Annotated in this window: 28 protein-coding genes; 19 read left to right on the forward strand and 9 right to left on the reverse strand. The window is 62.7% G+C overall.

The annotated features are described in order from the left end of the window. The first annotated feature begins 26 nt into the window (after nucleotides 1–26). Nucleotides 27–764: an arsenical resistance protein ArsH gene (gene arsH / locus AQZ49_RS08245; RefSeq protein ID WP_067614804.1), complete on the forward strand. Its 738-nt coding sequence runs from the start codon at nucleotides 27–29 to the stop codon at nucleotides 762–764. Nucleotides 765–783: 19 nt separating this feature from the next. On the opposite strand, the gene AQZ49_RS08250 is transcribed toward arsH, so the two are convergent. From AQZ49_RS08250 to AQZ49_RS08265, 4 genes are read right to left on the reverse strand one after another with little or no spacing between them, the layout of a single operon-like run. Then, on the reverse strand, nucleotides 784–1,215 hold the full coding sequence (locus AQZ49_RS08250; protein WP_067614805.1) for a hypothetical protein: 432 nt from the start codon (nucleotides 1,213–1,215) through the stop codon (nucleotides 784–786). Continuing rightward, the gene (locus tag AQZ49_RS08255; protein ID WP_067614806.1) at nucleotides 1,199–3,028 is read right to left on the reverse strand and encodes a site-specific integrase; all 1,830 of its coding nucleotides are present in this window, start codon (nucleotides 3,026–3,028) and stop codon (nucleotides 1,199–1,201) included. Before AQZ49_RS08255 ends, AQZ49_RS08250 begins: the two co-directional genes overlap by 17 nt. Next, nucleotides 3,025–4,800, reverse strand: coding sequence for a site-specific integrase (locus AQZ49_RS08260; protein ID WP_067614807.1), 1,776 nt, complete (start codon nucleotides 4,798–4,800; stop codon nucleotides 3,025–3,027). Before AQZ49_RS08260 ends, AQZ49_RS08255 begins: the two co-directional genes overlap by 4 nt. After that, entirely contained in the window at nucleotides 4,800–5,933 is a 1,134-nt protein-coding gene (locus AQZ49_RS08265) for a tyrosine-type recombinase/integrase (protein ID WP_067614808.1), read from the reverse strand. The genes AQZ49_RS08260 and AQZ49_RS08265 overlap by 1 nt, the downstream gene beginning before the upstream one ends. Before the next feature lie 122 nt (nucleotides 5,934–6,055). Here AQZ49_RS08265 and AQZ49_RS08270 point away from each other — a divergent pair, with 122 nt between their 5' ends. From AQZ49_RS08270 to AQZ49_RS08305, 8 genes are all read left to right on the forward strand, one after another. Next, nucleotides 6,056–6,382 (forward strand): zincin-like metallopeptidase domain-containing protein, encoded by a 327-nt coding sequence (locus tag AQZ49_RS08270; RefSeq protein ID WP_197410977.1) that lies wholly within the window; start codon nucleotides 6,056–6,058, stop codon nucleotides 6,380–6,382. A gap of 42 nt (nucleotides 6,383–6,424) precedes the next feature. Continuing rightward, nucleotides 6,425–6,808 (forward strand): hypothetical protein, encoded by a 384-nt coding sequence (locus AQZ49_RS08275; protein WP_067614809.1) that lies wholly within the window; start codon nucleotides 6,425–6,427, stop codon nucleotides 6,806–6,808. Nucleotides 6,809–6,822: 14 nt separating this feature from the next. Next, the gene (locus AQZ49_RS08280) at nucleotides 6,823–7,518 is read left to right on the forward strand and encodes a hypothetical protein (RefSeq protein ID WP_067614810.1); all 696 of its coding nucleotides are present in this window, start codon (nucleotides 6,823–6,825) and stop codon (nucleotides 7,516–7,518) included. Further along, entirely contained in the window at nucleotides 7,518–7,907 is a 390-nt protein-coding gene (locus AQZ49_RS08285) for a hypothetical protein (RefSeq protein WP_067614811.1), read from the forward strand. Before AQZ49_RS08280 ends, AQZ49_RS08285 begins: the two co-directional genes overlap by 1 nt. A gap of 12 nt (nucleotides 7,908–7,919) precedes the next feature. Beyond that, nucleotides 7,920–8,159: a hypothetical protein gene (locus AQZ49_RS08290; RefSeq protein ID WP_067614812.1), complete on the forward strand. Its 240-nt coding sequence runs from the start codon at nucleotides 7,920–7,922 to the stop codon at nucleotides 8,157–8,159. Between the two features lie 75 nt (nucleotides 8,160–8,234). Continuing rightward, the gene (locus AQZ49_RS08295) at nucleotides 8,235–8,585 is read left to right on the forward strand and encodes a hypothetical protein (RefSeq protein ID WP_067614813.1); all 351 of its coding nucleotides are present in this window, start codon (nucleotides 8,235–8,237) and stop codon (nucleotides 8,583–8,585) included. Nucleotides 8,586–8,608: 23 nt separating this feature from the next. Next, complete coding sequence (locus AQZ49_RS08300; RefSeq protein WP_067614814.1) at nucleotides 8,609–8,986, forward strand: DUF3768 domain-containing protein; 378 nt, start codon at nucleotides 8,609–8,611, stop codon at nucleotides 8,984–8,986. Next, nucleotides 8,986–9,273, forward strand: a complete 288-nt coding sequence (locus tag AQZ49_RS08305; RefSeq protein WP_067614815.1) for a hypothetical protein — start codon at nucleotides 8,986–8,988, stop codon at nucleotides 9,271–9,273. Before AQZ49_RS08300 ends, AQZ49_RS08305 begins: the two co-directional genes overlap by 1 nt. Nucleotides 9,274–9,276: 3 nt before the next feature. Here the strand turns inward: AQZ49_RS08305 and AQZ49_RS08310 are convergent, their stop codons facing one another. Then, on the reverse strand, nucleotides 9,277–9,666 hold the full coding sequence (locus AQZ49_RS08310; protein WP_067614816.1) for a type II toxin-antitoxin system VapC family toxin: 390 nt from the start codon (nucleotides 9,664–9,666) through the stop codon (nucleotides 9,277–9,279). After that, complete coding sequence (locus tag AQZ49_RS08315) at nucleotides 9,663–9,905, reverse strand: AbrB/MazE/SpoVT family DNA-binding domain-containing protein (RefSeq protein ID WP_067614817.1); 243 nt, start codon at nucleotides 9,903–9,905, stop codon at nucleotides 9,663–9,665. Before AQZ49_RS08315 ends, AQZ49_RS08310 begins: the two co-directional genes overlap by 4 nt. 99 nt (nucleotides 9,906–10,004) lie before the next feature. On the opposite strand from AQZ49_RS08315, the gene AQZ49_RS08320 reads away from it, so the two are divergent. The 4 genes from AQZ49_RS08320 (at nucleotide 10,005) to AQZ49_RS08335 (ending at nucleotide 13,052) form a co-directional block, all read left to right on the forward strand. Continuing rightward, complete coding sequence (locus AQZ49_RS08320) at nucleotides 10,005–10,862, forward strand: DUF7146 domain-containing protein (protein ID WP_067614818.1); 858 nt, start codon at nucleotides 10,005–10,007, stop codon at nucleotides 10,860–10,862. A gap of 62 nt (nucleotides 10,863–10,924) precedes the next feature. Further along, nucleotides 10,925–11,881 carry a hypothetical protein gene (locus AQZ49_RS08325; protein WP_067614819.1) on the forward strand — a complete coding sequence of 319 codons (957 nt, stop codon included), beginning with the start codon at nucleotides 10,925–10,927 and terminating at the stop codon, nucleotides 11,879–11,881. A 147-nt stretch (nucleotides 11,882–12,028) separates the two neighbouring features. Continuing rightward, nucleotides 12,029–12,493 carry a DUF736 domain-containing protein gene (locus AQZ49_RS08330; protein ID WP_231739059.1) on the forward strand — a complete coding sequence of 155 codons (465 nt, stop codon included), beginning with the start codon at nucleotides 12,029–12,031 and terminating at the stop codon, nucleotides 12,491–12,493. A gap of 106 nt (nucleotides 12,494–12,599) precedes the next feature. Then, nucleotides 12,600–13,052, forward strand: a complete 453-nt coding sequence (locus tag AQZ49_RS08335) for a DUF736 domain-containing protein (RefSeq protein ID WP_067614820.1) — start codon at nucleotides 12,600–12,602, stop codon at nucleotides 13,050–13,052. 96 nt (nucleotides 13,053–13,148) lie between these two features. Here the strand turns inward: AQZ49_RS08335 and AQZ49_RS08340 are convergent, their stop codons facing one another. Then, nucleotides 13,149–13,367, reverse strand: a complete 219-nt coding sequence (locus AQZ49_RS08340) for a helix-turn-helix domain-containing protein (RefSeq protein WP_067614821.1) — start codon at nucleotides 13,365–13,367, stop codon at nucleotides 13,149–13,151. Between the two features lie 750 nt (nucleotides 13,368–14,117). Here AQZ49_RS08340 and AQZ49_RS22750 point away from each other — a divergent pair. Together AQZ49_RS22750 and AQZ49_RS08355 are read left to right on the forward strand one after the other, a co-directional pair. After that, entirely contained in the window at nucleotides 14,118–14,645 is a 528-nt protein-coding gene (locus AQZ49_RS22750) for a single-stranded DNA-binding protein (RefSeq protein ID WP_231739060.1), read from the forward strand. Nucleotides 14,646–14,710: 65 nt separating this feature from the next. Next, nucleotides 14,711–15,040 (forward strand): hypothetical protein, encoded by a 330-nt coding sequence (locus AQZ49_RS08355; RefSeq protein WP_067614824.1) that lies wholly within the window; start codon nucleotides 14,711–14,713, stop codon nucleotides 15,038–15,040. A gap of 129 nt (nucleotides 15,041–15,169) precedes the next feature. Here AQZ49_RS08355 and AQZ49_RS08360 read toward each other — a convergent pair whose 3' ends face one another. After that, on the reverse strand, nucleotides 15,170–15,712 hold the full coding sequence (locus AQZ49_RS08360; protein WP_067614825.1) for a DUF6998 domain-containing protein: 543 nt from the start codon (nucleotides 15,710–15,712) through the stop codon (nucleotides 15,170–15,172). 508 nt (nucleotides 15,713–16,220) lie between these two features. Between AQZ49_RS08360 and AQZ49_RS08370 the strand changes: the two genes are divergently transcribed. After that, nucleotides 16,221–17,180: a DUF2493 domain-containing protein gene (locus AQZ49_RS08370; RefSeq protein ID WP_067614827.1), complete on the forward strand. Its 960-nt coding sequence runs from the start codon at nucleotides 16,221–16,223 to the stop codon at nucleotides 17,178–17,180. A 123-nt stretch (nucleotides 17,181–17,303) separates the two neighbouring features. On the opposite strand, the gene AQZ49_RS22530 is transcribed toward AQZ49_RS08370, so the two are convergent. Further along, the gene (locus AQZ49_RS22530; protein WP_197410978.1) at nucleotides 17,304–17,474 is read right to left on the reverse strand and encodes a hypothetical protein; all 171 of its coding nucleotides are present in this window, start codon (nucleotides 17,472–17,474) and stop codon (nucleotides 17,304–17,306) included. A gap of 211 nt (nucleotides 17,475–17,685) precedes the next feature. Between AQZ49_RS22530 and AQZ49_RS08375 the strand changes: the two genes are divergently transcribed. The 3 genes from AQZ49_RS08375 to AQZ49_RS08385 all read left to right on the forward strand — a co-directional run bounded on the left by AQZ49_RS08375 (nucleotide 17,686) and on the right by AQZ49_RS08385 (nucleotide 21,100). Further along, complete coding sequence (locus AQZ49_RS08375) at nucleotides 17,686–17,889, forward strand: hypothetical protein (protein WP_067614939.1); 204 nt, start codon at nucleotides 17,686–17,688, stop codon at nucleotides 17,887–17,889. A gap of 492 nt (nucleotides 17,890–18,381) precedes the next feature. Continuing rightward, nucleotides 18,382–18,678, forward strand: a complete 297-nt coding sequence (locus tag AQZ49_RS22535) for a hypothetical protein (RefSeq protein ID WP_067614828.1) — start codon at nucleotides 18,382–18,384, stop codon at nucleotides 18,676–18,678. Continuing rightward, on the forward strand, nucleotides 18,662–21,100 hold the full coding sequence (locus tag AQZ49_RS08385; RefSeq protein WP_067614829.1) for a type IV secretion system DNA-binding domain-containing protein: 2,439 nt from the start codon (nucleotides 18,662–18,664) through the stop codon (nucleotides 21,098–21,100). Before AQZ49_RS22535 ends, AQZ49_RS08385 begins: the two co-directional genes overlap by 17 nt. Nucleotide 21,101: the final 1 nt, after the last annotated feature.

The raw sequence follows: 21,101 nt of genomic DNA on the forward strand, positions 1-21,101 counted from the left end.
GCGCTGTTCCCTTCCAAGGATATTGCATGACCCGCCTGCGCGATTTGCCGTACCCCGATCATTTGCCCGCGTTGAAGCCGCAATACGCCCATCGTCGCCCCGCATTGGGGCTGGCCGCGTTGGAGCCACCGCCGCGGATACTGCTGCTTTACGGCTCGCTGCGCGAACGGTCCTATTCGCGCCTCGCCGTGGAAGAGGCCGCGCGCCTTTTGCAGTGGTTCGGCTGCGAGACACGCATTTTCGACCCTGCTGATCTACCACTGCCAGACCAGGTGGCCGGCGATGATCACCCGGCGGTGGAGGAACTGCGTCAGCTCTCGCTTTGGTCAGAAGGCCAGGTCTGGTGCAGCCCGGAACGCCATGGTCAGATCACCGGCATCATGAAGACACAGATCGACCATCTGCCGCTAGCGTATAAAGGTCTGCGCCCAACGCAAGGTCGCACGCTGGCAGTGATGCAGGTCAGCGCAGGATCGCAGTCGTTCAATTCGGTCAACACCTTACGTGTGCTGGGTCGATGGATGCGGATGTTTGTAATTCCCAACCAGTCATCGGTCGCCAAGGCCTATGACGAGTTCGACGAAGCCGGCCGGATGAAGCCGTCGGCCTATTACGACCGCATAGTCGATGTGATGGAGGAACTGGTCCGCTTCACCGTGCTGCTCCGTCCGCACGCCGACCAACTGGTCGATCGCTATTCCGAGCGGGTCGAGCGCGACTGTCCCGTCGCGACGCCAGTCGAGAAGGCTGGACTGGCAATCTGACGAAGCGATGATCGCCCGGTCAGTCTGCACCGGTGGACGGCGGTGGCGCTTGCCGTAGGCACGCTGCCAGTCGTGCTTCTGCCGTGCGGGCACGATGCAACAGAGTGAGATTTTCGCTGGCCAGATCACGTTTCTCAGCTGCGTGCGTGCGTGCTTCGGCGCGCAGTCGCGCGAGATCGGATTCCAGCTGCAACACGCGATCCGCCAGATCGCTCGCAGGCGTGGCGCCTCCTGAGGCCACTTCGATTTCCTCGAGGATGGCTCGGTGGGTGGTATAAAGGGGGTTGCGGCTGCGCCCGGCTTCGCGGGCCACCGATGCCGGCGTGATCCGCACAATCTGCCCGGCATGATCGGGATGGCGTCCTTCGCCGCGAACCAGCCTGGCCAGCGCAGCACGATAGCTTTGAGACACTGTGTTGTTGCCGTGCTGTGCGTCAGCCTTGCTCACCATCGTCTCCAATCTTTGCAAGTATGCCGTCGCATTGGCCTATTGCCTCGTTCAGCACTTCCGCAGTCATGGGAATGGCATTGGGCAGCAGCGCAGCGTTGCGCGCCCGCCGATCCTGCCAATACGCGCGATGCCTGGCTTCAACCACCATGTTTGAACAGGTGAGGCACACCGCTGGCGTGCGCCGCGCCTCATCAGGTGCGCTCTCACCGCCGCAGCGGGCGGTTTCGGGTTGGAACACGCACCAGCCATAATCGCAGGCATGAATGCGCAAGTCCGTCTCATCAAGGACGAACGCGATATAATCGCGCCTGACTTGCTCACCGGCGCGGCCATGGAAGCGTGCGTTTCCGGCGATGATGCGCTCGCCCATCTTGCCGCCGAGCCGTTTCGCGGTCAGCAACCTGTCCAGTGCAGACGCCGTCTCGGCGCGGGCCTCATGATCGATGAGGCTGTGAAGATCGAAGTCGTTGCCCACATAGCCGCGCGCCGTCATCGCCACCGAGGCATGCTTGAAGTGATCGGCAAGCCCGAGCAGTTGCGTGCGATCGCGACGTGCGATGAACCGCGCAAAAGTCTTGCGGAACTGGTGCGTGCTGAACGGCCACGGCTTGCCTTCGTGATCGGGGATGCCGACATGTCGCGCGAAGTCGTTGATCCGCCATCCGATGTGCATGAGAGTTACCGGGACGATTTCGCCGTATTGCGTGTTCTTCACCAGGAACAGCTCGGTCCGTCCTGAGGCTTCGCGCATGGGCGCGCTCAGCAGTTCGAGAATTTCGACTGCGCGAACGACGGGCTCCGGAGCCACCCAGCGCTCGAGACGCCCTGCGGGGTCGTCGACTGTCTTGAACAGCCGCGCTACCAGATAGGCCTGTTCCAATCCAGTTTCGCCGATCGGTCGATATTCGATCGCGCCAACCTGGATCGACAGGATTTCACTCACCCTCATGCCAACAAAGCCTGCGATCAGGATGAAGCAGGCCTCAACCAGATGGACCGCGGCAGCCCGCACCGCATAGGCGCCGGCCAAGGTCTGGCCGAGCGGGCAGGCTAGTGCCGCTCGTCTGAGGGCTCTTCTCACGTAACGCGACCCGAGCCTTGTTTCGCCGCGCGACAATCCCAGAGCGCGGGCCTCCCGGCGGATGTTTTCAACCAACACAATCGTTTCGCCATGGTCCTCGACCCAACGCAGCGATTCGCTCAGGATCGCGATGGCGATCGGATCGGGGATAAATGGTATCGTGCCTTTGGACGCACGGGTGTGGCCTGCCGCCTCATACGTCGTTTCGAGGGGCAGCGGATCGACGACAGGCGCATCATCCAGCTTTGCGCGCTGGCGATAGAGATCTTTGATAGCGAGCATGTAACCGATGAAGGTCCCCGACCTCATTCGGCCATCGTTGCGGTTGGTCTCGCGATTGCGCAGCCAGACACACAAGCGCTCGACTGCGGGCGGGTCGATGTCGGCAAAACGCGATAGTCCATCGGTCGCCATCCATCCAATGATTGCACGCAAGACCATCGCTTTCGCGTGGATCGAAGTCGGTGCCAAGCGCTTGCGCCCGTTTGGTGGGTCGATCTGCATCGACCACAGGAACTGCTTTGCGGAGCGGATCAACCGCGAATGCTCGTCCCCGCCGATCAGGGCGTTTTCGGGTGGGGCCGCGGCCCAACTGAACCGGTTTTGGTCAGCGCGTCGGCCGGCAGTACGGATATCGAGGCGCCATTCATCTTCGCCGAACTGGCTCCAGGGTGAGACCGGGGCACTTTCCCATGATGACGAGACCATGAGCAGGGACTTGCTGGTGGTCATTCGACTGGCGGCAGTGCGGGCAGCGTCGCCGTTTCCGCCCGTGCCAACATGGCGTCCGGGAACTTTGGCAGAATGTCGCGCTCAAGGATCTCCAGCTTGGGCGCATAAAGCAATCGCCAGCGTTCCGGAGCCATGCCCGTTCGACCGGCTGTGAGTGCAGCCTTTGTCGCGAGCAGTCTGATCAGCATGTCCTCGTCGAGCGGGATCACTGCATTGAGGCAGGTGAAGCAGCCGAGCCATGCCGTGCACAACTCGCCGGCGCGCTGACCTTCGGCGATGCCGGACAGCGGATCGCGGCAGATAAAGCCCGCGGTGGTCGCGTTTCGCAGATCGACACCTGATTTCGGCGCAACGGTCGGCTCGGCCGTGCCTCGTACCATTTCGACGAAGCGGGCCTGAAGCCCGCCAATGACCACGGCCTGAGCTTTGCGGACCCGCGGATTGTCGACGTATCGTTGCGTGGTGTCTGGCGTTGCATGGTTGGCAAGCGCCTGTGTCTTGAGAATATCGAACCCGGAACGCTCGTGCGCAAGCGTCAGACCCGACACGCGCAGCGAACCGAGCGACAATCTCAGCACATTGCCGCTGTCGTCACGCAGCTTGTGGCGTTGAACAAACCGTCTCGTCAGTGATGCAGCCAGATATCCCGGAATGATGCCAACGGTCCGCGACGCCTGGACCCCGCCGGTGAGGAACAAGAGATCGCGATCGCGCTGCGGCGCGTGCGACAAAAGCCTCTCGGTCAGAGCCAACACCTGATCAATCAGCGCCGGGACCGAGAAACTCTTGTCCCTCAAAAAGCTGCGCCGTTGCTCCCGGCCAGCACGGCCTTTGTGCCAGCTCACCAGTACCCGTCCTTCGAGCAGCAGGTGTTCGCTCATGCAATCACGGCGCAGCATTCTGAGCGCTTCGGCATTGGCATATGTCTGCGCGCCAATGGCTATCATGTAGGCGACGATCGTTTCGGGTGGTGCAAACAGCCGGGATGCGACGCCAGCGATGCCACCGGATCGGGTGATCGCCAGATTGAGCCGGTTGAGCCCGGCGCCCTTGCGGACCATATCGAGGACCTTGGGAGGCAGGCCGCCGAAGCGATCTTCGATGACGGCGAGCATCACCCCGAGGTCCCGAAGATTGAGCCTACCAAGATCCGGCTCTGCCGCAATCGCCTCGCGATCGACGCGAGCCAGTGCTTTTTGGCCTTCCTTGAACAATGTCCAGGCGTTTTCGATCTCCATTCGAGCTGCGGCGAGAACCCGTTCCATTTCCTGGCGGCTCAGCGCTTCGCGCGGGCGCGACTCTGCATTTTTTCGGGGGAAGGCGTTGAACGGGATCTCAAGGTCGGGATTTACGAGATCAGGCCGGTTGCGTTGCAGCCATCCAAGATGCTGTTTGGCGATCGACCAGGCAGAATAGCGTGTGCTCTTGCTCCACGGTTTGGTCCCGAGCCATGCGATAAATGCGCCCAGAACCGCCGTGTCGATGTCGCGCGTGGCGACAAGGGGCTCGCTGAAGTCGGCAACAAATTCAAACCAGAACTTTATCCGGTTGAATGCCTGGTAGCGGCTAACCGGGCTCAGGTCCGCATAGTGCTGGCGGAATGCGAGCGCCCATTCCACGGCCATTTCGGCATGCTTGGTGAACACCGAGAAGTCGTAGGACTCTTCCGGTTCTCCGCCCGGGCCGATGATATTGACTATGAGCGCGTCCGGATTGCCAGGCACGGGTTCGGGTGTCGCGACGACCCGATAATCCTTGCGGGGTCGACCCATTAAAGCAACGCCGCATAAAGATCGTCCACTGACGTCTCGATCACCGACAGGTCGGTTTCCACAACGCGCAGATAGATTGCCGTGGTTGCAAGATCGGCATGCCCCATCAACACTTGCAGCGTGAGTAGCGGATTGATTTCGGGATTGGTCGCGGCCTCGCGTTGCAGAAACCGCAGCATCGCTGCGGCAAATGTGTGTCGCAGGGCGTGAAACGTCGCCGGCACACCGGCATTCTCCGCGGCTACCTTGAACATGGCGCCCACCCTGCGGGCTCCCATCGGTTTACCCCGATTGGTCAGGAAGATCGCGTGGGGATCAATTTTCGAGCTCGCTCCGCGTGCTTTGCGCAAATCGACGGCCCGCTCTTCACGGATGTAGGCCCGGGTTCGCTCAATTAGCGGCGAGGACGGATAGACAATGCGCGAACGGCCGCCTTTGGTCTGGTCGATTTGCACCGGGGTCATCGGCTCCAAAGCTGTTCCCCGGAGCTGATGTATGGATAGGCCCGCAACTTCCATACGACGGATGCCGGTTGTCACCGCCCACTCGATGATCAGCCTGTCCCGTGCCGATAGGCCTGTCATGATGCGCCTGATCGCGTCCGGCGACAGGGGGCGTGGCAACATCGGTACGTGTCGCACCGTGAGTTCATTAACCCGCTGGTGACCGCCACTGACGTCGATATGGGCAAGGAAACCCTGCGGGCGGTTTCGCGACAACGCCAGGTCTTGTGTTGCGAACGGGATTTGCTCGATCAAGCCCATCCCCAGGCACCACCGGTAGAACCGGCCTATTGTCCGCAATCGGCCATTGATCGTGCTTCGGGCCAGCGGCTTTCCGGTGACGCCCTGGGGCCGGAGCATCTGGTTGCGGTACGCTGCCATTTCGCCGGGGCCCACCGAATCCCATGTCCAAGCGTTCGCCTCAATCGTCTGCCACCAGTCGTAGAGCGCTTCGCCATACGTTCGCCAGGTCTGGCTGCTTCGCGTTCGGCCTCGCACCAGGGCAACATGCATCAGCCACGCGCAAGCCGGCTCGATCAGCCGCATCCCGGCGTCGAGAAGGATCGGGGCGCCCTCTACGGATGTGCCGCCCGGTCGGAACGCCGGCGTCGAGAACAAAAGCTGCGCCATGCCGGGTTCCAAGATTTCGACCGGACAGGGAGGGCCCTCGGGCCCTCCCTGTCCGGCAGAGAAGAGGGGGCCAAGGATATGTGTCCTATTTGATCATTGGGAAAGGACAGAAAGGACGCGATATGGATGAGACCTACCATGAGGTCACCCACGCGAGTGGACATGTGGACAGGTTAGCTCGTGAGACGCTGCGCGACTATCACAAGGAACGCAGCATCCGCGCCCGCGAGGAGCTCGTGGCCGAGCTCGGCGCATCCTACCTCATGGCCGACCTCGGCCTTGCCTATACTCCGCGCCCCGATCACGCTGCTTACCTGGCGAGTTGGCTCGGCGCATTGCGCCACGATCCCAAGGCGATCTTCACAGCAGCGGCACAGGCGCAGGCAGCTGCCGACTGGATCCACGCCGCGCACAAGGCTGCCGCCGACCCGCTGCCATTGGCAGCCTGAGCAAGGCGCACTTTGCGCATTTTCCTCTTTGCGGAGAACTCCATGACCAGACGACCGACCCCCGGCGATTGGCAAGCGGGCGCCTTGCGCCGCAGCACTGCCGATTGGCCCTTCGACTGGGTGGGAGACATCACTTCGGGTGATCCCATCCAGCATGATCGCGCCTTCATCGCGACCGTGCGCCAAAGCGGCGCCCGGCCTTTCGAGGAAGCGCTTACGAATCTGAACGTGATGGCGCGTGCGCCGACCCTGCTGCGCCTGATCGAGGACGTTGTCCACGTCCTCGACATGAGCGATCCCGATCATCCGACCTTCGCCGATAGCGCGGCAGATTGTCTCGACGCGCTGCTCGAACATGAGGCGCCGCTGCGCGCAATTCTCGCCGAACTTCGCGCGAGCAGACCTTTCGTCCCCATTGCATCCTGACGAGGACACCGACCATGGCTGATTACTACACCCAGACCGCATTCGCGCTGAGGGTCGATGCGGCGGAAGCCAAAATCCTGCCCGAGATCGACGATGTGATTGACGCGATCCAGACGGGCTTCGAAAATCCCGAGGAAGCCCTGGCATTCTGGGCATCCTGCTCCCAACGCTTCCGGCAATTGTTTCCCGCCAATGATCCCCGCCAGCCCTTCGAGCGCTTCACCACCCTGTTCAGTGACGAGACCTATCCGAGCCATGGCGCGGAGATCACCTGCTCGCCTGATCCCGCGAACGAAGGCGGTGCGATCCTCGACGTCAGCGGCGATAGTGTCGATCCCTATGCCATGGCAGGGCTGCTCCGCATCCTGCTGCCATCGGGACTGCCATTCCGGTTTGGCTGGGCGGAAACCTGTTCGCGGATGCGCGTCGATTCCTTCGGCGGTGGCTTTGTCGAAGTGAATGCCGAACGCATTGTTCCGCTGCACAGTCTTGGTCAGGATCTCGATCGTCAGCATCTGGTCGCCGTGGTCAAAGACCCGGCTTGCGGCCTGCTTTTCTGGAACAACGCGGAAGGCTTCGGGCCGCTCAAGGCGGCCACGGTCTTCACCCAGCGCGAGGCTGATGCGGTGCGTCTTCCTTACACAGGTAGCGTTGCGCCCGGATGGCTCGAACTCCCACCGCTTGGCGCGCTGCTGGGAGAAATCGCGTGATGGAGGGCTATCTCGCCTATCGCTGCCCGCATTGCGGCAGCGACCGCTGTGGCAACGACGCCAACGCGGGTTGGGATGTCGTCCTCCAGCAGAGCGTCCTCCTCGGCGAATTCGACAACCAGTGGTGCAATGACTGCGGCGATGTCACCCTCGAGGAACTCACGATCACCGACCCCATCGAGATCGCCCGCATCGACGCTGTGCGCGCGGACCTGCGCATTCAGCAAGCGGCCTCGCGACTGCTTTCGGCGGGTGAAGCTGTCCTTGCGGTCCGACATGGCCCCGACGCGGCCAGATCAGCCGCATTCGATCAGTTGCACAGTGCCATCTCCGCCGCTCGATGCGGAAGAGGAGCGGGATCGGGAGGGCGAGCATCTTCGCTCGCCTAAAGGAGCACCGCCATGCCCAGCCTGGAAGTCCGCGGCATTCCGCTCGCCACGATCGAGCGCCTGAACCGGGAAAGGACCATCCCGCTTGATCGCTATCAGGCCGACGGGGCAATCGACCGGTTCGGCTATCTGGAAACCCTGGCCCTGGATCACGGGGTCGATTTCGAGACGATCCTGACCATGACTGATGTGCTCGGGCCAGACGAGGATTTCGACGGGCTGGTGACCAGCCTTGAAGATTTCCCGCTGTAACTGCGTGCGGCCAATCGAGAGGAAAGCGGGAGCGGGAGGGCGAGCAATTCCGCTCGCGCCAAAGGTCTCGACGTCATGCTGACTGACAGTGAACGCTTCGCCTTTCTCGCCCGCCGCTATCACGGCTTTGCCAGCACGGGTAACGCCTATGATGCAACCCAAACCGACGAGCGGATCGACAGCGGCGATACACTGCTGATCCTGCCTGAGGGCATCGTCGGCGTTGCAAATTGCTGGCCATTTGCCGTCACGGCTGCCGCTGGTCAGCTCCACGGCATCAATCCCAAGCCCGACGATACTCTGGCCGCCTTTGCGGCATCGTTCTCGCTTGCCGATGCTGACATCGAGGCGGCTGTCGAACTGGCGAGTGCGCTCGGCTTCGCCATCGACCCTGCCGTCTCCGACCTGCTCACGCGGGTCGGCTGACTTCCATCTCACGGAGATCCACCATGCTTGCCACCGCCACGCCAGCGGACGCAGTCCTGCGTCTCGAACAGATCGCCCGCCTCAACGACCGGGCCCGTCTCGGCCTCGATCGCACCGCGCGCACGGTCATTACCCGCAATTGCCTCGAACGGCTTGCCGAAGCCGAAGGCGCGCCGAAGGAGCCGATCCTGTTGCAGGCGCAGTTGATGGCGGCGTTCCGCCATTGCACCTTTTCGGACGATAGCCCCGAGCGCGATTTCGCGGTGATCGAGTTCCTGGGGCACAAGGTCTGGCTCAAGATCGATTATTTCGATGCAGCCATGGAGTTCGGCTCGGAGGATCCGGCCGATGCTGCGCAGACCACGCGCGTCATCACCATCCTACTGCCGGAGGACTATTGATGGGCGCGTTCCTTGCGGTCGACCGCAAGGCGGAACGGTTCGGTGCCGCGGTCACCATCGCCGATCTTGCGGTCTATTCATTCCCTGAGCATTTCAGCGATCTCGTGAATGTCTACGAGGTTTGGGATGTGCTGGAGCGGGACTGGCAGTTCGAACTCGACCGGGCCGCCTCGGAAACCGAATACGCGGTCGGGGTCACCGCCCGCTTTCGCGACGGATCGGCCCTGCACATCAGTGCCTGGGCCGATTGCTGCGACGGGTCAGGCTGTCGGCACTGCCGGAATTGAGTTCTAGCGGATCACCACGATCTTTGCGCCAACCGCATCGGCGATTGTCCGCCACTGCTTGTCGGCAGTAAGCGCGGGCAAGCCATCGCGCTCCGCAAGCGCGAGGCAGAAGCGGTCGCCAAGCGACAGTCCGGCCGAGGCCGTGACACCGCGAAGGCGCCCCGCGATCCTGGCCAGTCCATCATCAGCCGCGATCACAGTGACCGGCAGCGGATGGAGCATCGCGTCAACCTCATGAGCCGGCATGCCGAGGTGGATGAAATGGCTCACCACTTCCGCCAGATTGACCGCGCAAATACGGCCGCCCGCCAGCACATCGGCAACCTTGGCGGCGCCGGGTTCGTCATGGAGCAGCGCCAGCAGGGCCGACGCGTCGAGAACGACTTTGCTCATTCGCCGCTGTCATCCTTGCGCGCGGCGAGGAACGCGTCGACCGAAGCCGCCGGCTGCCTGGCATATTTGCGCGCCAGTCCTTGCGCATGCGCGATCGACTGCGCGACCGTCCGCAAGATCACGCCATCGGGGGTTTCCTCGACCACCAGAGTGCCGCCACCGGCAACGCCGAGCCGCTTGCGGATCTCGGCGGGCAGACTCATCCGGCCGTTGGGCGTGATGCTGACCTGTTGGTTCATGGCGGGACTCCAACGCACCCCGTGTGGCGCAATGGCGATCATTTGCCACAAATATTGAATCGTGTCACGAATTCTCAGATTTGCCACGGAGGCTTCATCTTGGAGTACGTTCCGACCCCCAGCACTTTGGCGCTTGTCCAGCAGCTCGGTGGGCGCTGGCACGGGCGCTACGCCATGGTTCGTTGCCCGGCCCATCTGGATCACGAGCCCAGTCTTTCGATCCGCCAAGGGCGCGAGACCATTCTCGTCCATTGCTTCGCTGGCTGCGACGGCGCGCAAGTGATGCGGGCGATCCGCGAGGTTATGGGCGTGCCGCTCCCGCGTTCCGTCGCCGTGCCACGGCCACCGCGCGCCCACGACACGCCGTTCCGCCGGCTTTGGAACCGGGCCGGGCCCATCGCCGGCACACTTGCCGAGCGCTACCTGCGCGATCAGCGCGGGATTGATTTTCTGCCGCCCGATGTCCGCTTCCTGGATCAATGCCCCGTGGGCAAAGGGCGTGCGGTCCGCTTTCATCCGGCATTGCTGGTGGGGGTGTTTCGCGGCGATACGTTGATCGCGATCCAGCGGCTCCTCCTTGATCCTGATACCGCCGAGCGGACCGGACGGATGATGCTCGGCGCATCACGAGGCGGGACGTGGCCATCGCGGCAGACCGGACCCACCCTGTTCATTGCCGAAGGCTTCGAAACCGCCTGCGCCTTCTGGCAACTCACCGGTCGCGGTGCCGGCACTTGTTTTGGCCTGCGCAATTTTACCGGCTTCGACATCGGCTTGGGCACTGATGCACTCGTACTGCTGCCCGACAACGACATCGAGGGACGCATGGCCGCGCGCACCGCCGTGGCGCGGCGGCGCACGGCGGGCGATTCTGCGTCGCTCTATCCCTGTCCGCTGCCCTATGCGGACTGGGGCGAGATCGTGCGGCCCAAGCCCACGTCGAGCGCGCGCGGCTGACCGAGCGGGCCAAAGGAGAGAGGGGAAGCGCGGTGCGCATTCACTCTGGAGGTCCAAAGCCCATGTACAGCGCTCCCGCGTTTCCCGCCGCCGCTCACGGCGTTACGGCCGAGCAATTCCTTGCAACCGAAGCCGGCTCACGCTGGCTCGGCGATCTTGCCGAGGCCTTTCCGCACACGCGCTACTGGCGCAACCGGTCCGATTGCTGGTCGCTCAAATCCCTGAACGCGCTCGCCGCACGCATCATCGATGCCCATTACGACGGCGACGCCATCGAGGACGCCATGGAGGCGGAATTCCCCCCGGCCGAGTTCTGGTCCACTTGGTATCACGAGGTCTCCGGGCCGCTGCGCGAGGGTCTGGCCGAGGCGCAGCAGTGCGGTGATCTCGACGATGCCCTCGATCTGATCCGTGAAGGCTGGGAAGAGGCGGCATGCATGCGCGACAACAGCTCCGTCGCTGATCTCTTCGCCAGCCATGATCGCTGCGAACTGCTATTTCGCTTCACCTGCGAGCGCTGGCTCGATGACAGCCTGATCACCTCCCACCGACCGTGGCCCGATGCCGGCGAACTGGTCATCGATCGCAACCTGCAATTCGCGCTCGCCAGTCTCGGCTACACGATGACCCAATTTCGCCAACTGGCGCGCAACCGGCATGCGGCGTGGAGGCCCCTGGCACCCGGGCTACGGCGCCGGCGTGCGCCGATTGTTACGCCCGAACAGCTGGTCGAGCTGATCGACAACGCCTGTTCGACATCGTTCCTCTTCTGTCTCTACGCGGTTGTGCCGATCCCCGACCTTGTCGGGCTCGACCTGAACCGGCCGGTGACTTTCGAGACCTGCTGGGTCGCCACCCTCGATCCGATCAACGGCACCTTTCATGACGTTGCCGCGGTGGGCGCTGTCACCGTCGTGCCAAGCGAGGGCCGGTTCCTGTCGGGCGGCCACCTGCGCTGGTCGCCCGAAAACATCTGCTGCCTCCACACGCCCCATTACCATGCGCGCGTGCGCAATTGAGCGATCCCAGCTGCTATCCCGCTGATGCGGGAAGGGCGAAGAGGGGGAGCTGATGTGGTGGCGAGGGCGTGGGCCAAAGCTTGCACTTTCGCACTCCCGGCAACCGCATTTACGGAGCCAGTGCACATTATCAAGGAGTTCCATCACATGAATATCGGCACTATTCGCGCCACCGACAACGGCGTCCTCACCGGCAATATCGCTACGCTTTCGGTCGCCATGCGCTTCGCGCTGCGCCCGGTTTCGTCGCTGAGCCCCAAGGCACCCGCCTTCGAGCTTTGCGCCCGCAATCCCGCTGGCGCGACTGTCCAGATTGGCGCGCTGTGGGAGCAAACCTCGAAGGCTACCGGCGAATGCTTCCTGCAAGGACGGATCGACGATCCATCCATGCTGCATCCCCTGGCGATCAGCGCCTTCCGCCAGAATGATGGCAGCTACAACGTTGCCTGGGCGCGTCGGGCCGCCGTCGGAGCGGGGCCTTCCCGGATCACGCCAACGATAACCGGGATTTCCCGCGCGCGGCCTGACGCTTGCCCGTCCTTTCGCACGTTCCTCGGCGACACGGTTTCGAGGACAGTCTCGCGGCAGGCCTGCCGCGGCGGGGGAGCGTGAGGTGGAAGGGGATGAGTGTCGAAGGCGAAGTCGCCGAAGACAGCAGTGTGAACCCCATCGGCGCCCAAGCAGCAAGAGGGTGCCGTCATCCGAGGAGACTAAGGACATGAATATCGGTCAGCTGAAGCAGAATGCCGCCGGTGCCTATCTGGGCAAGATCCAGACTGCCGCGCTCGATCTCACCGTGGGCCTGCGTCCCGTCCAGTCCAGCAATCCCGCCGCCCCCAAGTTCGACGTCATGGTGCGGGGCCAGAGTGGCCAGTTCCTGGCCGTCGGCGGCCTGTGGGAGAAGACCGCGACCAACGGTGGCAGCACCTTCCTCCAGGGCCAGATCGACGATCCGAGCTTCGAGGCGCCGCTTTCGATCGCGCTGTTCGCGCAGGACGACGGTTCGCTCAACGTCGCCTGGTCGCGGCCGCGTCGCCGCGTCACCAGCATGTTCAGCGACGGCATGACGGCAGGAGCGGCCAACGACGGCTTCGCGGGCGACGATGCCGGCTTCGGCGAGGATGCTTCCCCGTTCGGGTCTGTCGAACCCGGCTCTGCCAAAGCGGCCTGATCGCCGCGAATTTCGAATGCTTGATGCCTGGGCGGCCCGTCTTGCGACGGGTCGCCTTTTTCATTTTGCTCGATGCGCTCGGGGAGCAGGGCGCCGTCAGGCGTCGGCATCTGGCCGCACCAGTTCGACATGGCTTACGCCAAGGGCGCGCGCCAGTTCATAGAGCGTGATGATCGTCGGGTTCCGTCGGCCACGTTCGAGGCCGCTCAGATATTGCTGACTGAAGCCCGAACGCTCCTCGACCTGCTCCTGAGTCAGACCTTGGTCTCGACGCAGGCGCGCGAAATTCCGGCCAACCAGTTTACGCATGTCCATGCGCCGGACGATCGACCGTTACATACTTTGAGTTTATCAACTATAATATGTAAGCAACATTCCATCCAACGACTTGGGCACCACTGTGCCGTGGTGCCGGTTGTCGGATCGACGAACGATTGCAGGCTACGGTGCGTTAACCCACCAAGGGGCATTTAATGAACCTTCGTAATGTTAGGGCAATATGCCGTATATTCTCACCGAATCCGCCAAAGGTTGCCTCCTATGACTGAGCCTCAAAGACCGCTCACACCATCGGAAAGACTGGCCGCTACCCAGTCGCTTGCCGTGCTGAACGCGCGGCTTAAGGAGGCCGGGGAACTCCTGGCCGCCGTACACATCGAGCATGCGTTGCAATGCCTCGACCCGGACGATCCGATTAACAATCAGACCGCCGCAAGGGGCTGAACTGCGACAGCCGGCACGCTGATTCTGGCAGCATGGTTCGGCCAAACTGTCGTCCAGTGGCCGCACCGATCCGGCGACCAATCCACTTTGCCACTCTGGTCGCCGATCAGCTTGGCCGCAGGCGGCCCTTGTTCATGAGTTGATCGCAGATCTCGGGTGCAGAGCCATGCTCCGGACCCCGGTCTGGCGCCGTCTGACCGGCCCCGGGTCCGAGAACCCCGAACAACAAATCCTTGGTATCGGAACAGGTGACGCAGTGAGCGCGTGGGCGACCTGAGGGAGCCTGACCCTTGTTGGCATCTCCGGGCGACCCGACCGGCAATCCATCCCGCCAGAGAAGGGATGAACACTACGCCCGCGCGGGGGCGCGGCAACCCCCATTTGTCGACCGAGTTACCGGCCTTTCAGGCCGGCGCCCGCACCACTCGAAAAATGGAGGTTCCCCTCCGCTTTGCTCCGGTGCCGCGCCCCCTCAATCGCGGGCTGCGCTTCAGTTCATCCCGGCGGGAAAGGCTCGCCGGTAAGATCTGGAGACTTCCCATGAACAAGGTTTTCCTCTCGGGCCGCATCACCTCCGACATCACCCGCTTCGGCACCGATACCAAGGGCGGGGTCAGCTTCTCCCTCGTCACCTCACGCCCGGTCATCAAGGACGGCCAGGTGGTCAAGGGCGAGGATGGCTATCCCGAAACCTACGACCAGTTCCACACCATCAAGGCCTTCAACGGTTTGGCCAAGTCGATCGCCAACCACAAGAAGAAGGGCGACAAGCTGCTGGTCACCGGGGAGATCCGCTACACCAAGAACGAGAAGGATGGCCGCACCTTCTACAACACCGACATCGTCGCCGACGAGATCGAGTTCCTCTGACCCCTGACGGGCGGCCCGGATGGGCCGCCCCCAAGGTTGTCAAGCACCCTTCAGGAGCACGGCCCATGTTGCACTTCTCGAACTTCGATGACGTCGCCTGCATCACCAACGGCATCACCGTCACCAACCCTGCCATGGTCGCCCGCATCCGGGCGCAATCGGCTCATCTCACCGATTACGATATCGCCGCGCATCTCGGCAATGCCATCGCCTCTTCCACCGACGCCGCGCACAGCCTCGCCTGGGAAGAAAGCCAGTTCGGCGAAGCCCGCGCCGAAACCCTCGTCGATGCCGAATATTTCGACGACCTGGTCGCCGCCTGGAGCCTGATTGCCAGCGAGCGCGGGATCGACAGCCTGGATGGTCTGCTCATCGACGTGGTTGCGGTGCATTGAATGCGCCGCCGGTGGGTGGCTCCTGACGGAGCCACCCACCTGGTCAACAGACAACGCTCCCATCCTTGACCTGCTGGACAAATGGACTCGGCCCTTGCTCCTGCTGCTCGAGAATTGCTGGGCGGACGCTCATGCCGTCGGCGGGGTGATTGAACCCCGACCGCCCCAATCCACCTGGAGGCGGGGCAGGCCTTCGTGATCCTGCACCTCCTCGGCTGCGCGCCTGACCTGGGCACGGCTCACCATGCGCTGCCCGGAGAAAGTCTCGGGCAAGTGTCGCGTTACATAATGTTCCGGCCCGTTGTACGCGACCGTCCCCCTCGCATTCTCGAAATCGAGGCAGGAAAACAGCAGGTAATGCGCTCGCGTTTCTGTTTTGCGGAACACCGGGCCACGCTTCGTCCCGGTTGCCTTGACCTGAACCGTGCGGCCATCCGCCGCGTAGCCATCGATCCCTTCGGTCGATTTGGCTGCGACCAGCGTCACCCCGAACAGTTCGGCTGCGATGGCTTCACCGATGTCGCCAACCAGATTGCCGTCGAGGGTGAACTTCAGTTCGACGTGGCTTCCCTGCTTGCGCAAAATCCCCTCATAGTGCTGGCGAACGCTGTTTCTGGCCTTGAGCAAGCGAGCAATGGCGGGGGGCAGCTCGAAGGTCTCCATGGCTTTCATCTGGATATTGGCCCTCTGTCGAATTGATCTGCTGTCAGTTTGACGGACGCCTGCCCGCGCCCGCGGCACGGTCACCGCGCTCTATTCCGCCCGCGAGCGGGCTCCACCGAGCCCCTTGTCGGGTCTCGGCCCTATCGGGTGACGATCGACTGGCGCGGGTTGCCCGAGGCACCGTAGTGTTTTCCTCATAACCAACAACACACTCTCTCGTAGTCCTAGTTTGGCAAACCGGCCTGGCGCTTGCTCAAGGATGCGCGGTTCCCCCAATTTTGCGGCGGGCCAGCCCACCACAAAATCGGCTCCCCCACGCCCCGCTTCGCGGCGTCAACCGGGGTCTGGCTGCGCTTCGTGGTCGCATCGCTGATGCCAAAAACCGGTCCCCACTTTCTGGCGCGATGCTCCACCGCAGCCAGCTTCCCGGTCAACGTCCCTGACAAGCTGGTCCGGTTCGCCCCCCGACCTCCCGTCATCACGAAGATGACGAACAAGAAACCTTCTGGAGGTCACCATGACGCAAGCATTCGCCAGCTTTGAAGCTCTCTCCGCTTTCTACCGCGAGCAGATCGAAACCCCTGGCTTTGACACAGCATTCGCCGAGCAGGGCTCGATGGCTCAACTCTCGGTCCACGAAGAACCCATGGCTACCGATATGCCCGATCCGCAGGCCGCGCGCGGTGCGATGGAGATGGCGATCGGCACCATCTTCGATCTCTTGCGCAGCACCCGCATGGAGGAATTCGCTCAGGACATCGTCTGGGGCTTCGTCAACAGCTTCCACGTCACCGCGCAGCGCATCGAGAAGCGCGAGGATGAAGCCAGCAAGAAGCTCGGCGACATGGCCCGCGCCTTCGACCCTTCGGAAATCTATGCCGTCGAACTCGAAGAGACGCAGCGCATCTGCCAGACCTTGATGGACTGCCGCGAGGCGATGGAAGCCATGCGCGACTACGCAGGCGAGATCTACCGCGTCGAGACCGGCCGTCCGTTTTCGACCGTCAGGGGCAGCCGGGTCTCATCGGGCCTTACCGCCAGCCAGATTGACGCCCGCGACTTCCTCGCCGCCCGCTCTGCCAAGCGCCGGGAGGATCACGCGCCGACCGGCCCGGTGGTGATCTTCTCTGGTGGCACCGACTGGCACGACCACGAACTGCTCTGGGATGCGCTCGACGAAACCCATGTCCGCATTCCCAACTTGATCCTGGCGACCACCGCCCAGCATAAGGGCTGCGATCAGATCGCTCACGCCTGGGCAGCGGCACGTGGCGTCAAGACCGTTCGCTTCACCCTCAACCGGGCGCTGGGCAAGCGTGCGGGCTTTCTGCGCAACGAGCAACTGATGAACCTGAAGCCAGTCCACGCCATGGTCTGCGAAGGCTCCGGCATCCAGGCGAACCTGCTCACCCGCGTGCGTGAGGCGGGCGTGCCCCACCACGCCTTTGGCCTGCGCCACCAGCGCGTCGCTGCCTGAAGACAGATGGAGGGCGCCGCTTCGGCGGCGTCCTCCATCTCTTTTTCCGATGGCAGGAGGTACGCGGCGTAGGGGCGGGGCAAGCCCACCCCATGCCGCGCACCTGCCGCGATGCGGCTTGTATCAGGAGCCGTTTCCCGTCCCGGCGGTCAGGTTTTCAGCAACGCCGTTGATCACGCCCAGGCACAAAGCCGCCTCCCCGCGTGAGAGCTCGATCCGCTCTGCCGAAGGATCGGCGAGCTTGGCCTCGAGCACGCTCGTCAGCGCCCGCGCAATCTCCAGCGGGCTTGGCATGGATGTCTTTTCCCGCACCGTGTGTCTCCCGGAAACAATGGTTCTGCCGACACCGTTCGACCGCCGATGTATCGGCCGACGAGGATATTACCGGATCGCTCGGGAGCCGTCGATTCCACGCTACGGCGGGCACCGCCCCATCCGTCCGTTTCCGTGGAGAGCCAACCCGGCGGTGTTGAATGACATTGTCGCCGGTGCCTATGGGCGGCCGATGAGCATCATCGCAACGATCAGGAATTCGGCCACCGGCCAGCCCATCCAGAAGATGACCTTCCAGCGGATGCCCAAGCCCTGGGTGACGTTTCATCTCGCCACCGGCGAGATGGTCACCGCCGACCGAGTCAACGTCGGCAAACCCGCGCCGGGCAAGTTCATCGCGCCGGTCGAGAACTGGGTCACGCCCAAAAGCGCATAACTGTCCCCTGGCGATCGTGCCAAATCGGCGGGCGAAAACGCACGCATGGGCACCGCCTCACGGCGGGCCTGCGCCGCCGCGCCACCCCGTTTCCAACATGCGGGCGCTGAGCCCCCGGCATCAATCGAGACCGACCCGAGTTCCTATTGACGCAGCACACCCTACGCGGGCTCCCGCAAAACAAATAGGCAGAGAGCGTATAAAAAACATTTCTATATTGCAGCAATATATGGCGATCATTCCTCATCAGGAATACCAAAAAATCATTATTCCTGCTGGAGAATAATTCGTCGTGACAGCCTCTTTGACGGACTTTGTGCTTCTATGATCGCCTAGATATCTGATTTACATTGCTAAAATCTATTCCGCCTGAGGAATGGCATAAAGGGCTCCATTCCGGCTCCGGTATGACCATGGCCTTGCAGAAATGGTGGGGCGGCTGTAAGATTCTCAGGCGATAACCGGATCAGGCTGCTCTTTTAAGGAGCCGCCATGGCGCGCCTTGTTCAATGTGGGCTGAGCATCAGTCCGTCGCAATACCAGCGTATCAAAGCCCTCGCCAAGCAGCAGCGCAAGCCCCAAGCCTTCGTGGTTCGAGGCTTGATCGATATCGCGCTGCCATTTGCCGAGAATGGGCACCGGATCAATTTTGCCCGCATTCTCACCATCCTCGAGTTCACCAGCCTGGCGCTCGATACGGTGATCGCCAAGCTCGCGCCGGAAGACTCCGACCGTCTCCTCGACCTCGCTGTCGACCATCTGAAGAAGTTCCATGCCTCGGAAGGATGACATCCGCTTCGACCGTCGAGCGGTCGTTGTCGAGCACCAGTCCGCGCGCGGCGAAGTCGTGCGCAACGTGGGGGCATTCACCCGAGGATCCCAGCTCATTCGCCTGCGCTACATGATGATGATGGAAGGCTTGCGCTGGCCGATCGTCGCAGCGCTCGCCAGCTTTTCGCTGTTCTTCGTTCTCCTGCTCGCATTCCTGATGCACGAGCACGAAGTGCAACTCGTCGAGATGCGCATCTTCGCGGGTTTCTGGAGCCTGGTCGATCTCGACCCAACGCATGTCGTGAACCTCACTCTGCCCGACAACACTCTGGTCCCCATGGCGATCGGCGATGTGCCAGATTACCCCGATGTCGCCTGGGCCTGGACCAAGTTTCTGCGGTGCATTGTCGTCGCTTTGGGTGCCGCCGGTTTTCTGACCAGCCCGCTGGCGACCTGGTTCGTCAAGCTGTCCCAGCAGATCGGCACTGACATCCTCAAAGAGCGCCACGAGCGCGGGGCCATGCTGTTGCCCAGCGACGTCCTGGCCAGAGAAATCTCTGCGCACAATGATGCGGAATTCAGGACTGAGCTTGCGGCTTCGCATCCTGATCTGGATCCGGCTTCGGTTGCGGCACTGCCGATAAGCGCCCGGACGGCTCTGGGTATCCACGTCCCCTATACGATAGCCGGCGTTCCCTATCCCTGGCGGCTTGAGCAGACCCACGCGATGCTGATCGGCACGACCGGCGCGGGCAAGACGACGCAGCTGCGCAACATCGTCGTTGAGGCCCGGGAGCGCGGACAGCGCTGCGTGATCTTCGATCTTACCGGTGCGTTCGTGGAGGCCTTCTATCGCCCGGAGACCGACCACATCCTCAACCCGATGGACAAGCGGTGCCCGCCGTGGACCATCTTCAACGATTGCCAGAACTACGCCGACTATATTTCGGCCGCCGCCGCGCTCGTCCCTAGCGATGGGGCCAACGCTGAGCCCTTCTGGGCGATGGCGGCGCGCACGCTGTTCGTCGAAATGTGCATCAAGCTGGCGGCGAGCGGCGAGACCTCGAACGGCGCTATCGCCCACCACCTGATGGAAGCCGATCTCAAGGAAGTGCATCGCCGGCTCGCCAATACCATCGCCAGTCCGCTGACAGCGGTAGAGGCGGCGCGTATGGCAGAATCAATTCGCGCGGTGTTCAACACCAATGCGCAGGCTATCCGTTTCCTGCCTGACCCGGTCCCGGGTGGCCCGCCCTCCTTCTCGATCCGACGCTGGGTGCAGGGCGATACTCCCCCTGGCTCGATCCTTTTCATTACATCGACCCACGGCGATCTTACCCTCAATCGGGCTCTGTTGACGTTGTGGATGGACCTTGCGGTCAATTCGCTGATGGGGATGACGCGTACCCGGAACTTGCGCATGTGGTTTCTCTTCGACGAGGTCCATGCGCTTCACCGATTGCCGGCCATCGAGCACGGCCTGCAAACTGCGCGCGGCTTTGGCGGTGCTTTCGTCCTTGGCATGCACAGCTTCGACAAACTCTCGGAGACCTATGGCAAGGAAGGGGCAGTCAACCTTGCCTCGCTGGCTCGCACCAAGCTGATGCTGGTTACGGCGGACAAGACCACCGCTGAATTCTGTTCGGACGTCATTGGTTCTCACGAGCTACGCGAGACCGACGAGGCCTATTCGATCGGCGCGAGCCGGTCGCGCGATGCCGCGACCATCACCCCGCGCACCGACATCAAGCCGCTCGTGATCGCTGACGACATCATGAATCTTCCCTCGCTCCACGGCTTCGTGAAATTCCCTGAAGGTTTCCCGGCGGGGCAAATCAAGCTCGAATGGACCGACTATCCCGCGATCGCCGAGCCCTTCCAGCGCAAGTCTGAAATGCAGATCGCGGCCTATGTGCCGCAGCAAGAAAGTCAGCCGGCAGATGGCGGTGATGGCGGCCCGGCTCCAGTCGCGACCTCGCTGCGCGACAAAGGCGCGGCCGCGGTCGATGGACAAGCCGCCGATCAACGCACTTCCGACAGTGACGCCGCTGCTTCAATCAGCGCGAGGGAGATCACGGCCACCGACCAGCAAATGGACACACGCGCCGAGGGGCCAGCCACACCGCGAAACGAGGATGAAACGCCAACAGCCAAGCCTCCCGAACGCGAATGGAGAGACATCCAGCGGCAGAATCGGCGCTTGGGCGCGCACGATGGTCGTGACCGCATCAAAGATGAAGATGACCGCCAAACCGAGGTCGGACCAAAAGATGCCTCGCAAGCTTCAAGTCGGCGAGAGCAGCAGATCACGATCGAGGAACGCACCGGCCAGGCCTATGCCGACCCCGCCGAGCGACCAGCGCATCACCGTCCAGCGGCGGGAATCGACGGTCCACAGTCGGCACCCGGCATCGACGACGATCTGGACATGGGAATGTAGG

The organism is Novosphingobium sp. FSW06-99, from assembly GCF_001519065.1.
In the GTDB taxonomy this organism is placed as follows: domain Bacteria; phylum Pseudomonadota; class Alphaproteobacteria; order Sphingomonadales; family Sphingomonadaceae; genus Novosphingobium.